General features: G+C 64.9%; 13 protein-coding genes. 3 read left to right on the top strand and 10 right to left on the bottom strand.

All coding sequences use genetic code 11. The features are described 5' to 3' along the window. Window positions 1-5 precede the first annotated feature (5 nt). The 4 genes from EB836_RS14775 to EB836_RS18520 form a co-directional block, all read right to left on the bottom strand. Window positions 6-962, bottom strand: a complete 957-nt coding sequence (locus EB836_RS14775; protein WP_240690026.1) for an iron chelate uptake ABC transporter family permease subunit — start codon at window positions 960-962, stop codon at window positions 6-8. A 173-nt stretch (window positions 963-1,135) separates the two neighbouring features. Then, window positions 1,136-2,110 (bottom strand): iron ABC transporter permease, encoded by a 975-nt coding sequence (locus EB836_RS14770; RefSeq protein WP_240690038.1) that lies wholly within the window; start codon window positions 2,108-2,110, stop codon window positions 1,136-1,138. A 92-nt stretch (window positions 2,111-2,202) separates the two neighbouring features. Further along, window positions 2,203-3,201 (bottom strand): Fe2+-enterobactin ABC transporter substrate-binding protein, encoded by a 999-nt coding sequence (gene fepB, locus EB836_RS14765; RefSeq protein ID WP_135541734.1) that lies wholly within the window; start codon window positions 3,199-3,201, stop codon window positions 2,203-2,205. A gap of 1,837 nt (window positions 3,202-5,038) precedes the next feature. Continuing rightward, window positions 5,039-5,977, bottom strand: coding sequence for a hypothetical protein (locus tag EB836_RS18520; protein ID WP_135541730.1), 939 nt, complete (start codon window positions 5,975-5,977; stop codon window positions 5,039-5,041). A gap of 86 nt (window positions 5,978-6,063) precedes the next feature. On the opposite strand from EB836_RS18520, the gene EB836_RS18515 reads away from it, so the two are divergent. Next, a complete protein-coding gene (locus tag EB836_RS18515) occupies window positions 6,064-6,624 on the top strand; it encodes a MarR family winged helix-turn-helix transcriptional regulator (protein WP_240690022.1) in 561 nt (186 codons plus the stop codon). Window positions 6,625-6,666: 42 nt separating this feature from the next. Here EB836_RS18515 and EB836_RS14745 read toward each other — a convergent pair whose 3' ends face one another. The 4 genes from EB836_RS14745 to EB836_RS14730 all read right to left on the bottom strand — a co-directional run bounded on the left by EB836_RS14745 (window position 6,667) and on the right by EB836_RS14730 (window position 10,742). Continuing rightward, entirely contained in the window at window positions 6,667-7,152 is a 486-nt protein-coding gene (locus tag EB836_RS14745) for an SRPBCC family protein (protein ID WP_096161855.1), read from the bottom strand. Window positions 7,153-7,242: 90 nt separating this feature from the next. Beyond that, window positions 7,243-8,712 carry an LssY C-terminal domain-containing protein gene (locus EB836_RS14740; RefSeq protein WP_135541728.1) on the bottom strand — a complete coding sequence of 490 codons (1,470 nt, stop codon included), beginning with the start codon at window positions 8,710-8,712 and terminating at the stop codon, window positions 7,243-7,245. 24 nt (window positions 8,713-8,736) lie between these two features. Further along, complete coding sequence (locus EB836_RS14735; RefSeq protein WP_096161857.1) at window positions 8,737-9,864, bottom strand: MerR family transcriptional regulator; 1,128 nt, start codon at window positions 9,862-9,864, stop codon at window positions 8,737-8,739. Between the two features lie 185 nt (window positions 9,865-10,049). Further along, the gene (locus tag EB836_RS14730) at window positions 10,050-10,742 is read right to left on the bottom strand and encodes a HEAT repeat domain-containing protein (protein ID WP_096161858.1); all 693 of its coding nucleotides are present in this window, start codon (window positions 10,740-10,742) and stop codon (window positions 10,050-10,052) included. Between the two features lie 259 nt (window positions 10,743-11,001). On the opposite strand from EB836_RS14730, the gene EB836_RS14725 reads away from it, so the two are divergent. After that, the gene (locus EB836_RS14725; RefSeq protein ID WP_240520268.1) at window positions 11,002-11,589 is read left to right on the top strand and encodes a peptidoglycan-binding protein; all 588 of its coding nucleotides are present in this window, start codon (window positions 11,002-11,004) and stop codon (window positions 11,587-11,589) included. A gap of 89 nt (window positions 11,590-11,678) precedes the next feature. Then, entirely contained in the window at window positions 11,679-12,038 is a 360-nt protein-coding gene (locus EB836_RS14720) for a metalloregulator ArsR/SmtB family transcription factor (RefSeq protein ID WP_096161860.1), read from the top strand. Window positions 12,039-12,045: 7 nt separating this feature from the next. Here EB836_RS14720 and EB836_RS14715 read toward each other — a convergent pair whose 3' ends face one another. Together EB836_RS14715 and EB836_RS14710 are read right to left on the bottom strand one after the other, a co-directional pair. After that, window positions 12,046-12,981: a DMT family transporter gene (locus EB836_RS14715; protein WP_096161861.1), complete on the bottom strand. Its 936-nt coding sequence runs from the start codon at window positions 12,979-12,981 to the stop codon at window positions 12,046-12,048. Beyond that, a partial coding sequence (locus EB836_RS14710) for an aminotransferase class I/II-fold pyridoxal phosphate-dependent enzyme (protein ID WP_346763094.1) occupies window positions 12,978-14,199 on the bottom strand: 1,222 nt, incomplete at its 5' end. The genes EB836_RS14715 and EB836_RS14710, both read right to left, overlap by 4 nt.

Here is a 14,199-nt window from a genome sequence, read left to right as displayed (position 1 = left end):
GAAGTTCACATTCGTCTCGCCAGCAGCCAGAGGAGATAGAGTCCTCCGAGGACACTGGTGACGAGGCCGACAGGCGTCTGCAGACCGATCTCGAGTTCCTGGGACAGCAGGTCGGCACCGGACAGCAGGAAAGCACCGCACAAACCGGGAAGGAAGATTCCCACCTGAGTGCTGCGCGCCAGGCCGCGAGCGATCTGCGGGGCGGCCAAAGCGATGAAGGCGATCGGTCCGGCCGCGGCTACAGCAGTGCCGACTAAGATGACGGCGACGATGAGAGTGGTCAGACGCAGCCGTTCCACGCGGAGTCCCAGCGACGCAGCGGCTTCCTCACCGAGTTCGAGCACCGACAGGCGACGAGCCAAGGGAATGAGGGCGGGCAGCAGGGCAAGAGCGGTTCCGAACGTCAGCACGACGTGCGGCCAGCCGCGTCCGGTGAGGGATCCCGCTGTCCATTGCTGCAGAGCCTGGGCATCGGAGAAGTCAGCGCGAACGATCACTGCGTCGGTGATCGCCGTGAGAAGGGCCGCTGTCCCGATGCCCATGAGCACCAGACGCAGACCACCTGTTCGGGAGGATCTTCTAGCCAGCAGGTAGACACCGAGTGCCGCTGCCATCCCTCCCAGCACGGCGAACAGTCCTGTGGTCCAGACAGTCGAGGTAAAGAATGCGATGTGGATGGCCGCCGCGGCCGCCGCTCCGGCGGTGAACCCGATGACATCGGGCGAACCGAGCGGATTTCGGGTCAGAGATTGGAACAGAGACCCCGCAGCGGCGAGAGACCCACCGACCGCGCAAGCGGTGAGGAATCGAGGAAGCCGTCGCTGCTGAACGCTGCGCACCAACTGCTCGGAGCCGACACCCCATATCGCCTTCACCGTCCCGACGAGCCCCTCCTGCGGACGGCCCAGATAGAGCCCGAACACAGCCAAGCAGATGACCACAGCAAGCAGGAGACAGCCCACGACGATGCTTCGACGGTCAATGCGAACCGATATCGACCCGATCCTGAGAGCGAAGACTCTCCTGACGGAATCACTGGGCTGCGGTCCAGTGGGCGCGATTGGTATATGGCCGCGGTGCGCGGTTTCTGAGTCTGGATATGTCTGACGTGAGGCCGCTGAAGTGAGAGAGCCTCTCATCCCAGTCCTCCTCTGCGCACGACCAAGATGAAGACGGGAGCGCCGATGATTGCCAGAGAAATGCCGGTCTGGACTTCGCTCGGAGCCAGGATCACCCGGCCTGCCACATCGGCGGCGAGCACGAGGGCGATGCCGACGACGATTGCACACGGCACCATGCGCGCATGCGTTGGGCCGACGATGATGCGGACGATATGAGCGCTCATCAGACCGACAAAGCCGATCGGTCCTGCAGCCGCCGTCGCCGCTCCTGCGAGCACGATCACGGCGAGAGCGGCGATCGCACGGGTGAGTCCGACTCGCGCACCGAGCCCTTTGGCTGTTTCGTCTCCGAGCGCGAGGACGTCGAGTGATCGGATGAGTCCCAGCCCGAGCATGAGGCCGACGACGATGAAGGGAGCGACAGACAGCGTGACGTCAAACTGCCGCCCTTGCAGCGTACCGACCACCCAATAGCGGAATTTCAGAAATGTCGTCTCGTTGTTGATCAGCAGTATGCTCGTCACGGCGCCGACCGCCATCGCGAAGGCAGCTCCGGCGAGAGCCATCCGCACTGGAGTCGCCGCACGTCCACGAGTCGTGCCGAGGGCGTAGACGACGATTGCAGCGAATCCGGCTCCGAAGAGCGCCCACCACACCGTGGCTTGGGTGCTCGCCACTCCGAAATAGGCGATTCCGACGACCACCGAGGCAGAGGCTCCCGCATTGATTCCCAGCAGTCCCGCATCGGCCAGGGGGTTGCGCGTGACGGTTTGCATGAGCACTCCGGCGACGGCGAGAGCTGCTCCGACCGCGATGCCGAGAGCCAAGCGCGGAATCCTCGAATTCCAGATGATGACATGATCAGGATCGGTGAGATCTGGTCGGCTCAGTGCACTCAGCACGCGACTGATTTCAATGTAGTGGGAACCGACTGCGACCCCGAGTATCGCGGCGACAACGATGACACACGCACAGATGAGCAGGAGCACACTCGCCCGTATTCCCTTGACCGGCTCAACCGTTGTGTCCGTGGATTCCGTGCGACTGCTGTTCAGCGTGGTCGCAGGGGTCGCCGCAGACGTCATTTCGTGGCACCAAAGCTTTCCACGAGATGTTCGACTGTTCGCTTCGCGCTGTAGTAGTCGAGCCGGAATGATTCATCGCCTGCTGAGAACACCTGCTTGCTCTTCACCGCGGGGATGTTCGCCAGCAGCGGGTCCGATGTGAAGGACTCGATTTCATCATCAGCGGAACTGGCAGGAGTGACGAAGATCGACTTTGTCTCGGAGAATGCCTTCGGCAGATTTTCGGGACTCACCATAGCGACTCCGTCTTTGAGCGTGGCGGTGTCCTCCGGGACATCCGCGTAGTCGATGCCGAGGCTGGTGAATAGCCGACCTTGGGCCGTGTCTTTGGAAAAGGCCCAGACACCCTCGGATCCGAGGTAGACAAGCGCAGTCACCGGCTGCTGAGGAATCTCGATCTTCTCGGCTTGATCGTCTACCCAGTTCTTGTAGTCATCGATCACTGACTTCGCGGCATCCTCGTGACCGACGACGCTGCCGAGTTCCGTTGTGACCTCCTGCCAGTCCTTCGTGCCATAGTCGATGAGAACTGTGGGGGCGATATCGGAGAGCTGATCGTAGGCTTCGGCGACAGAATCTGCCGCGTTTGCCGAGCCGATGATGAGATCCGGCTGCAACTCGTCGACGGCATCGAGGTCGAGTTCGAGATTGTCGTAGGCCACCTCCACACCGCGTTCGTGTGCTACGTCAGCCCACTGCGAGAAGAAGCCCACGTCATCGACGAGTGTGCTCGGCAGAGCGGTCGCTGTCGCTGTAACTGGTGCGTCGATCGCGAGCAGAGAACCGGTCAACGACGGGGAGGTCGAAACGATCGTCAGCGGTTCGGTATCGATCTCAGTTGACCCCGCTGCGTGTTCGACGGTGCGGGGCCATTCGCCCGTTCCGCCCGCAGAAGTTTCATCAGAGTCAGGCTGGGGAGAAGCGCAGCCTGCGGCTGCGATCATCAAGGGGATCACGGTCAACGCGAGCGCAGCATGAATCCGGCTAACGAGCATGGGAGGACTGTCCTTCGGTCAGAGATTTCGGGCACCGACTGGTCTCGATGCCGGTCGGCAACTCGGCCGACTGCCGAATAGCTTAGGGTTGCCTCATCATCAGTTTCGTGCCGAAAGCGACATCTTCTTGCCAGCAGAGTCCCGACAGACCTCTTCGCCCGCCATCCTCGATCCCGATGGGCTGCCCGCCGCCGCCATGGAGATCGCACACCTGCCTGCACCGCTGCTCTTCTGGGTCGTACACGGGCAGGCGGATGTGCGCATCGACGGAAGCGATTGGTCGCTTGGCGCCGACGAAGCGGTGCTCATCCCAATCGGAGCCACCGTTTCCGCCAATACTCAACGCGGGTCGACTGCTGTTCCGACGTGGCTCCCCGGCACCGAGGTGCCCACGATCAAGCATTTCAGCCTCCCCCGCGAATGGGAGCCGATCGTCTTGTCTCGCTTCGCGGCGGGCCTTGGCTACCTGCGCCCAGTCGAAGATTTCGGCGAACTCCCGCTCCCGCTGAGAGTTGCCGAGTCTGCAGAGTCGAGCCAGAGGATTCCTCCGATGCCGGTCGATGAGGACCTCAACCGGCTGGCTCGATTCCTCCTCGCCTATCCGAGCGCTCCTCACACTCTCGGCGAACTGGCGAGTTCATTGAGCCTGAGCCCGCGCACTCTCCAACGCAGATTCCAAGGTGCGACAGGAATGACGTTCTCCGCCTGGCTCACCTTGGCGCGCGTCTGCGCATCGCTGGATCTGCTGGCCACGGATCTGAGCGTCGAACACATTGCCCACCGTGTCGGGTTCGCTGATCCCAGCGCGTTCTCCCGCGCATTCCGACGAATCATGGATCAGAGCCCGAGAGAAGCGCGGCACCGTCTCCGACAGAGCGACCGAGATCGCGCCGACGATGCCCGAACACCCACATTCCCTACGCTCCCTGTTTCCCGGGAAGGAGGAGAGCAGAGCAGGACGGCACCGGTTCCGCGCCTGTTGCCGACGCAGACCTGGCCCAGAGTCAACGGCTCGCATGTCGCGATCTGGGTGTATCGAGGCACCGTCGACGTCACAGTCGATGCCCGACATAAGGTCCTGCACCGTGGCGAGGCACTCATCCTTCCAGCGAGCACCCATCACGAGGTCAGGGCGAGAGAGGACTCACTCGTTCTCCCACTGGGCTATCGCCCCACCGGTCGTTTACCTGCGACGACCAAACATCTGCAGGTCCATCGCTTCCGTCCCGAGACCAAGGCAGCCCTCCTCCACGGGATCGTCAGCACCTATACGGCCCTTCGCCCAAGGGTCCCTGTCGCCAACTCTCTCTTCGATCATGTCGCACTTCATACGATCGACACTGGCGACGGGGCTTCTGCTCACCTACCTGATACGAGCAGTTCGATCACCGCACTGCTCAGCTGCTTGGCGAGAAACCCGCATGCCCCGTTCCCCGCTGCATACTGGGCAGACAGGCTCGGCATGTCAGGACGCGAGTTCCACCGTTCAGTCCGCATCGCAACCGGAGTCCCCTATCCGACGTGGCGCAGAGTATCTCGAATGACCTTTGCCCGCGAGGCTCTGCTGCGCGGGGTGCCGGCGACGTCGGTGGCTCAACAGACCGGCTATTCGCAGCTCTCCAGCTTCAGCCGGGCCTTCAGCGCAACGTTCGGCGCCCCGCCGCGACATTTGGCCTCGTTGTCCAGGGCAGACCGAAACTCTCTGCCAGAAGGGCCCCCGGCTCTCCGCGCTCGGAGAGCGGAGCAATTCGGCCCTTCTGGTCACAGCAGACGTTGAGAGCACCGAGGAGACTGCCGAAGCTGGGTCAACGAGAGCTTCGTCGAGTGCGCGGCTCGGTCAGGAATTGCGTCCTTGTTCGAAGCCCGCGGCGAATCCCCGCTCGAAGGCCTCCTGGACCTCCTGCTCGCGGCTGCGGCGCTCATCGGCCCAACCGAAGGGGTCGAATCCTCGTCGGCCCGGACCGAATCCGGGACCGAAGTTGGGGCCGAACCCGCGTCGTCCGCGGCCTCCTGAACGGCGGCCGTCACGATCGCCGCGCCCTCCGTGGGGTCCGTGAGCCTCGTGACGGTCAGAACCGCCTCGGTGACCGTCATCATCATGGGGGCGTCTGCGGTCATGCGGTCCTTCGTGGCCATCCGAGTCGTCTCCGCATCCCTCGGGGCCGAAGTTCTCAACGATCTTCGACAGCGAGGCCTTGAGGTTCTCGAACTCTTCGGAGGTGAGCACCTCTTCGATGCGATCGCCGACTCCGTCGCGCATATCGCGGAAGCGCTGGCGCAGCTCTTCGGGATCGATGTTCTTCGACGGCCCCCATCCGCCCCGGCCGCGCGGCGGGCCATAGGTCACCGGCTCTTCCGGATAGGCGGCGCCGTCGGCGACCACCTCATCGGCATCCCAGCGGCGGCGGCCTCGCCGCAAGCGCCCGAGGTCGCGAGGGTCGAAACCGGAATCGGCAGCGGCTGAGCGGAACTCGCGGCGCAGCACGTGGCTGAACTCGCGAAGCAGCTGCGGCAGATCGGCATCGGAGTCATCGTCCTTACCTGCGCGGGCATCGTCATCGCTCGCGGGGTCTCCGGTTACGGCCGTGTCATTGTCCGTCGCATCGCCCTGATTCGCCCCCTCGGCACCATCGGCATCGAGGCCCGAGGCATCGGTGTCGGTGTTCTCGCCAGTGTTCAGTGAGCCCTCCTGGTGGTCCGCACCTGTTGCGTCGGCGCCTGCGGGCGGGGTGGTGACGTCGTCATTGTCATCGTTGAAGTCGTTGTGGGCAGTCATGTCATCTCCTTTAGTTGTCATCTGACATGTACATGCAGAATGACATGCAACAGAGGAACATGTCAAGTAACATGTAAAATCGAATCATGAGCACGAACGATGACATTCAGGCGATCGCCGAAGCGCTCACTCGCCTGCAGTGGCGGCGCGGCTCCGGCGGTCCGCGGGGTTTCGGACCTTTCGGAGGTTTCGGTGAGCACGGCGAGCGCGGGGGCTTCGGTGAACGCGGAGGTTTCGGGGGCGGTCGGCACCCGGAGGACTTCCCTTTCGGTGGCAAACGTCATCCCGGCGGACCGTTCGCCGCTCACGGTCGCGGGCGTGCGCTCATCCGTCTGCTCATCTCCCTCGTCCAGGCAGGCACGGCGCTGGGGGTCAGCGCTCTCGGTGATGCGATCGGCGTCGACCAGCCGCGCGCATCCCGACTTGTGTCCCAAGGTGTCGAGCTCGGATTTCTGCGTCGCGAGGCCGACCCTGATGATGCGAGACGCACCCTCATCGCGCTGACGGACAAGGGTCGTGCAATCACCAACAGGTTCCGCGGTGCTCAGCGTGAGAACGTCGATCAGGCGCTGAGCGCATTCACCGAGGACGAGAGGGCGCAGCTGGCATCACTGCTCACGCGTTTGGCCGACGCTTGGCCGAAGTGACCCGGCCGCTCGGGTCTTCGATGGTGAGACTCGGGCTGCGGCTCAGCGTTCGGCGAGCTGTTTGAGCCTCTTGAGTGAGGCGAGCAGATTCGCCACCGTCGTCGACTGCGCCCGAGACAGGCGCTGCGGATCGCGCAGCTTCGTCCAGTCGTAGATATGGCGAACGAGGACTGAGTCTCCTCCGATCGGTTCGATCTGCCACACCCACTTCTGTCCGAAAGGCTCTCCCCCGACCTCGGAGGGCTGCCAGGCGATGAGCCGCCCCTCTTCGAAGTCGACGATGTGGTTCTCCCGGTCGACGCCTTTGGTCAGGGTCGTGATGAAGGAACCGCCTGTCCCACGCACTCGCTGCCCCTCGACGGCTGTACCGAGGTTGTCGTTGCCGTCCCATTCCGGCTGCCGCTGCGGATCGGCGATGAGGTCGAACACCGCTTCGGCCGGCGCTGAGATTTCGATCTCGGCGGTGACGACCTTGAGTGCCGGGTCGATCGAATCGAAGACGGAGGCATCGGGGATCTGGTCGGTCATGGAGTCCTGCCTTCGTGAGTGTTCCGACCTCGGCGTCGAGGTGAGATGCGGAGTGGTTCGGACACGGTCAGAATACACGGGACCGCAGCGTCAGTCCTCGAGGGCTCGGTCCTGCCGTTCTGCGCGGAGTGCGGCCGTGCTGAAGCGGGTGAACATCCGGGAGGAGTCGCTCGACAGTGCCAGCAGCACTGCCACCTGCATGGCGATCGTCGTCAGCGCATACATGTTCGTCGCCAGGTCGCGGTCCCCCGTGAAGTAGTTCGTCATCGACACGATCACGGAGATCGTCGAGAGAGTGAGGATCCACAGTCTGGCCCGGTTGCTGCCGCGGAACACCGACGCCGAGGCGACGACCTGCAGACACCCGATGAGGAGGCTGACCCCGATGAGCACCCCGGCGACGATGCGTGTGGCCGTGTCGTCGCTGAGTGCGGCGATGTCCGAGCTGTAGCCGACGACTTCAGTCCGCAGTCCGTTCCAGTCGAGGAGCGTGGTGATCACATCCCAAGCCTGGAAGATCAGGAGGATGAGCACGAGCGCCGCCCCCACGACGGTCTGCAGCGGTCGCTGCCGCCACAGTGTCTTCGTCACCTCGGACACGGTTCGTGACTCGGAGTAGATGCGGGTGGCGTCGAGGGCCAGTTCCAAGCGCTCGGGGTGGTCGGCGTCGTCGGCGACCACCTCGGCGACGTCGACGATCGGCAGGTGCCCATCGGTGATGATCGCGTCGCCGCCGCCGTTGCGGGAGTGGTAACCGGTGGAGAAGTCCTTGATCCGATCGACCGAGATCGCGTCATTGACGGCGGTGACAGTGTCGACGATGTGGTCGCGTTCGACGTCGGTGTTCTCTTCGATCTTATGGGTGAACTGGAGAGTGAACAGGGAGATGCCGACGGCTTTGTCGTAGGTTCCGGCAGCCAGCCAATCGGCTTGGTGTCCGCCGGGCAGCAGCCAGCCGTGCGGGCATTTCCAGAACCGCACGTGGTGACGCTGACCCGGATCGCCGTCGACTTCCTGCTGGTAGGCGAAATCCTGACGTCTGCCGAACAGCAGCAACGGGGACACCGGAGCCTGCGGGTAGCTGCGCTTCGTCACTGTCGACCGGATGATCTCCCACGTCGATGCGGGTGTGATGCTGTCGGCGAGGATCCAGCCGGCCTCCCGCATCGCGTGGTGGATCTGCGCCTCCTCACCGCGCCAGGCGAGGTTGACCGGATCACCGAGCAGACCGTCGGAGGTGCGGGTGCGACCGATGAAGTAATTCGGCACGTAGATCTGGGACAGGATGCGATGCAGCCTGGGCAGAGCGAGATAGGACAGGACTGCCCAGAACACGAGCAGCGTCAGCACCTGCCACCACCCGAGGCTGAATCCCTTGAGCAGAATCAGCAGCGCCAGCCAGGTCGATGCCGCACCGGCGAAGAGGAAGAACAGGTAGTCGAGCACCCCGGTGGGTGTGAAGTGGTGTCGACGGTAGACGAATGAATGCTTGAGCCGCCTCTTCTGCCCGCTCGGCGCATCTGCAGCGCCCGATCCGTCCCTCATTCCTGCCGAAGTCATGGGTGCCAGTTTAGACAATCGGTTTCACCCGCCGGAATGCGGAGAACCCGAATTCCCCTCGCCGAGGCGGCCCGTCCGTCGCCTCAGCTCCGCGGCGGCCGTCGCGGCCACCTGTCGATCATCGTCCTCGGCCAGCTGTGCGAGCAGCTCTGTCACCTGCTTCCGATGCGGCTTCGCCATGTCATGGTCCGGCTGGACCTGGCCGACCGGTTCATCGGCGATCTCGATGAGGACCTGCAGGGCACGGAAACGCTCGTTCGGCCGATGTGACCGGGCAGCCCGGTGCAGCTCGGCCATGATATCGGCGGAAGCCGTCGAGCCGGCGACGACGAATCCGGCGAGCGCCTCGGCGGCGTCGATGTCTCGAGGACCATTCATCGCGATCGTCAGCAGTTCGGGGATCGCCGCCGTGTCATCGAGTCCGGCCAGCGCGAAGGCGCAGAGTCCTCTCACCTCGTCGTCCTCATCATCGAGACGCGACCGCAGGGCGTCACGGATCTCCTCGACCGCCTCCTCGCCGAGTTCCTCACGCCCGGTCGTGCGGCGGATCTCATCGAGTGCTCGAATCGCCCGGATCCTCACAGCGGCGGACGGATCGTCGACTCCGGTCAAGAGCGGCGAAACGGCGGCGGAACCTGCCTGAGCGAGGGCCCATCGCATGGCTCCGGCCGCATTGGGTGCGGGTTCGTCGAGGACGGCCGAGGAGAGCGCTTCGATCGGCACGCTGCCGTCGATCCCTCCGCCCAGGGCGGCCTTGTGGCGTTGGATGACATCGGCGGATTCGAGAGAGCGCATGAGATCGATGGTCCACAGCAGCGCCTCGGGATCGGTTCGGCCGAGCCGGTCGGTGCGCTCGAGGTGCGCGAGCAGGCGCTCTTCGGCATCGATGCGTTCGCGCGTCTTGGCGATGAGGTCGCCGAGCAGCCGCGTCGTGTCGAAGCTCGGATCGTCGAGCACCTCTCGGACCTCGGCAAGACTCATGCCGAGTCGGCGCAGGCCCTCGATGTGGAAGATCCGTCCGATGTCGGCATCCGAATACTCGCGGTATCCGGCGGATGTCCGCTCACTGGGCTCGAGCAGACCGATGGATTCGTAGTGCCGCAGCATCCGCGCGCTGACGCCGGAGCGCCTGGCCACCTCGCCGATGCGCATATCCACCTCGCTTCGTTTGTCACTATAGGTTCATCCGCGTAGCTTCGGCGCGCGTTCAGGACCCGTTTCGGAGGTGCTCGCTTGGAGGAACCCCTCGGAGGAAGGAGTCCGAGCCTCCGGTCCGGTGTCGTCGAGCTTGCCCCACTCGACGACACCGGATCGGCCGGCACTTCCCTGAGACCGGCCTAGACCGAAGCCTCGGACCCCAGTGCGACCACTCGCTTGGCTGCGTCCAAGGCGTGGGCGAAGCCGGCATCCGGGTCATCGAACATGTCCCGGGTCGCCATGGCGTGAGCCCGCACTGTGTCGTCCTCTGCTTGAAGCCTCTCATCGACCACTGACACGAGATCCTCACCGAGGGCCACGATCGCCCGGCTGAGGCTCTTCTGCATCTCGACATCCCCTCGCCCCAGCTGCGTCACCAGGGCCGATGTGAGATCCTGTCGGTCTTCACCGGGCACCAGAGCGACGGCGGATCGCCACGCACTGCGGGCCACCTCGGTGTCGGGGTGGGCGATGAGACGGCGACCGATTCGGGACGGATCCATGGCCGGCCACGCGCGGGCGTCACCGATCTTCGACAGCGTGTGCAGGGACTGGCTGATCGCCTGCGGCCTGTCGGAGTCGAGTTCGGCGATGAGGCGCGGGACGGTGTCGTCTGCCGGCAGCCTGGTCAGCGCCCAGGTGAGCATGTCGCGGACGAAGAAGTCCGGTTCGATGCGGCACCGGTCGATGAGGACCTCGAGGTATTCGGGATCGGCGCGGGTGCCCGCTTCCATGGCGGCCTGCAGACGCTGCTGCGAGTGCGGACCGCCCAGTGCCTCGACGAGCCGGTCGTCGGTCTGATGTGTTCGGCGATTGTCGTGTGGAACGGTCATGGTCTCCACCTCCTGTCCCTTCAGTGAAGACCTTCACATCGTGTCAAGGTCAAGCGTTCGAGACTCATTTCGGGTATTCTCGTCCGCGTCCGGACGCAACGGCGACCGCTCCGGACTCCTCCTCGTGACTTCGGTCCTCACCCGACCGCGCCTTCAGGCATCGCCGCCCACCGAATGGCCCGTCACCGTGACCTCACTGTGACAAACAGCTCGGCCTGGACTCATGCAGCCTTAAGTTTGTTGCACTATTGTTATATACATGCCTCGTCTGACATCATCTCGCAAGGGCCGCCGGTCCGTGCTTACTGGTGCCCTGATTGGGCTCGGAGCGGCAGTGATGGCCCTCGTCGTCGCCGCCGTCATCATCGTCAACTCCCCCGTTTCGTTCGGGTCCACGAAGATCAGGCAGATGCAGATGGCGTCCGTCGGCCAACTCAATGAACAGCAGATCGACAATGCCCGCCTCATCATCGGCGTCGGCCGCGGTGCCGACTTCGACGACCAGGCGATCCGCATCGCCCTGATGACCGCGCTGCAGGAGTCCTCGCTGCGTAACCTCGACGCCGGGGATCGCGATTCCGTCGGCCTGTTCCAGCAGCGACCGTCCCAGGGCTGGGGCGAACCCGAACAGCTCACCGATCCCGTCTACGCCGCGAAGGCGTTCTACGGCGTCAATCCGGAGGTCGAGAACCCCGGACTCGACCAGATCGACGGCTGGCACATGATGTCGCCGACCGAGGCGGCCCAGTCCGTGCAGCGTTCCGCCCTCCCCGACGCCTACGAACAGTGGGAGTCTCTGGCCGATGATCTCCTCGGTTCGCAGAACGACGTCGAAGCCCTCGACTGACACCGCCCCTCACACCGAGTACGACCCTGTCGGCCCTGTCGCGGTCCGCATATCGGGTGGCCGGGCCGCTTGTCCGGTAATCTGCACTCATGGCGTCCATTCCCGATTCCGTTCCCGTCAACGACGAGGTCGAGCAGCTGCTGCTCAATCCCGAGGACAACCTCGAAGCCATCACCGAAACCGCCGACCTGTTCAAGGCCCTCGCCACACCCTCACGGCTGAAGATGCTGCTCGTCCTCACCCACGGTGAGGCGACGGTGACGCACATCGTCGAATCGACCGGCCTGTCCCAGCCGCTGGTCTCCCAGCACCTGAAATTCCTCCGCGGCCTCCACCTCGTCGGCGTCAACCGCATCGGACGCGAAGCCTACTATTCGCTCAAGGACGACCACGTCGCCCACATCATCATCGACGCCATCGCCCACACGATCGAGGCGCACGAGCACTGAACTCCGCTCAGCGCCGGCGTCTCTTCGTCAGCGCTTCCGGTCCTCCACCGACGACCCAGACGATGGCGGCGACGAGCACCGCGCCCACCCATTGCCCCGGCTGCAGCCGTTCCCCGGCGATGAGCGAGCCGAGCACAACAGCCGACAGCGGCTGCAGCAGCATGAGCGCCGCGGTCGTCGGCACAGGCACCAACGGGCTCGAGATGCTCAGCAGCACCCACGACAGAGCCTGGCCGCAGACGGCGAGCGCGAGCATCCACGCCCAGCCGTCCCACCCGAGATCGAAGTCGAGGCCGCCCAGGGCGAGTCCGGCGACGGCCGTCATCACTCCCGCGGCGATGGTGCCGATCTCAACGGGAGCGACGACGAACTTCGGCGCGACCTTCCGGCTGTGGTGGATGCCGAAGATGTAGACGCCGTAGAGCACACCGGACAGCACTCCGAAGATCGCGCCCCTGGTCGGATTCGCCGCGGCTCCGTCGACACCGAAGACGCCTCCGGTGAGCAGCATGCCGATGATCATGAGCGGCACACAGCCGATGAACAGCCATCCGGGCCGGCTTCCTCCGAAGATCCACACGAGCGCGGGGAAGACGATGACCTGCACGCTGATGAGCACGGTGGACACGCCGAGTCCGGCGTCGAGCACGCTTTGGGCCCAGAGGACGTAGTCCAGTCCCAGTGCGGCACCGGAGACTCCGGCGATGAGCAGCGCCTTAGGCGGCACCTTCCCGTGCCTGCGGACCTCGAGGACGGCCAGCGGCGCGAGGACGACGACGGCGATCCAGCAGCGGAGGAAGGCCGCGGTGGGGGCGGTCGCCTCGGCGAGGATGACGAACAGACCCGCTGAGCCCAGCAGCACGGCGGCGATGATGATGCCCAGGGTCGGCAGCGCCCGTGGGGCGGGGGTCTGAGCTCCCCGGTTCACCTCGGCGGAGCTCATCCCATGAAGTCGAGGATGCGGTCGATGGCCTCGGCGGTCCTCTCGGCACCGACGGCCAAGGACAGACGCACCGAGCGGGGGCCGTTGACTGTGTCGAAATCGTCTCCCGGGGCCAGCGCGACGCCGGTGGCTTCGAGCACCTGACCACACCACTGACCGGCGGTGTCGAGACCGGCCCGGTCGAGGATCTCGTCGATGCGGGCGTACATGTAGAACGCTCCGTCGGGCGGGGCCATCTCACCGAAGCCGAGGTCGGACCGTGCGCTCAGGACGTGCTCGCGGGCACCGGCGAAAGAGGCCACGGCGGCCTCGCATTCGGCATACGATTCTTCGGTGAATCCTGCGACCGCGGCGTACTGGGCTGGCACCGGGGCACACAGCGAAAGGTTTCCGGTCACGTTCTGCGCGGGTGAGATCAGGGCTTCGGGCAGGATCGCCCAGCCCAGACGCCACCCGGTCATGCCCCAGTACTTGGAGAACGAGGAGATGACGATCGCATTGTCGTCATGGGCCAGGGCGGTCTCGCCGCGGGTGCCGATGTAGGTGATGCCGTGGTAGATCTCGTCGGAGATCACCTGCACCCCGTGCTCGCGGCACCAGTCCATGAGCTTCCCGAGCGCTTCGGCACCGATCATCGTCCCTGTCGGATTCGCCGGTGAGGCGAGCATGAGGCCCTTGAGCGGAGCCTCGGCGTGGGCGGCGGCGAGCAGCTCGACGCTGGGTTGGAATCCCTCGTCCGCACCGCAGTCGAGTTCGACGACCTCGCAGCCGAGCGCGGTGAGGATGTTCTTGTATGCCCCGTAGCCGGGCCGGGCCAGAGCCACTCGATCGCCGACGTCGAAGCAGGTGAGGAATGTCGTCTGGAAAGCGCCCGAGGACCCGGTTGTCACAGCGATGCGTTCTGGTGCGATGTCCAATCCGTACCAGTCTCGGTAGTGACCGGCGATGGCCTCCCGGAGTTCGGGGATGCCGAAGATCGGCGAGTAGCCGAGGCCGGTGCCGTCGCGGGCGACTTCGGCGGCACGCGCGAGCACGGGGCTCGGCGCGCCCTGAGTCGGTTCGCCCAGGCACATGGCGATCGTGTCACGCCCGGCACGCTGCATCTGTCCGACCGTGGCGACGATGCCCATCGCAGCGAAGGGGCGGACGAGCCCCGATCGGGCGGAGGCGGCAGGAACGGACGCGGCGGGAGCGGGGGTGGTGGGGGCCGCCTCGGCG

It is taken from the genome of Brevibacterium sp. S111 (assembly GCF_004745075.1).
In the GTDB taxonomy this organism is placed as follows: Bacteria; Actinomycetota; Actinomycetes; order Actinomycetales; family Brevibacteriaceae; genus Brevibacterium.
Note: the sequence above shows the minus strand (reverse complement) of the source record. Positions and strands in the feature narration are given on the sequence as shown.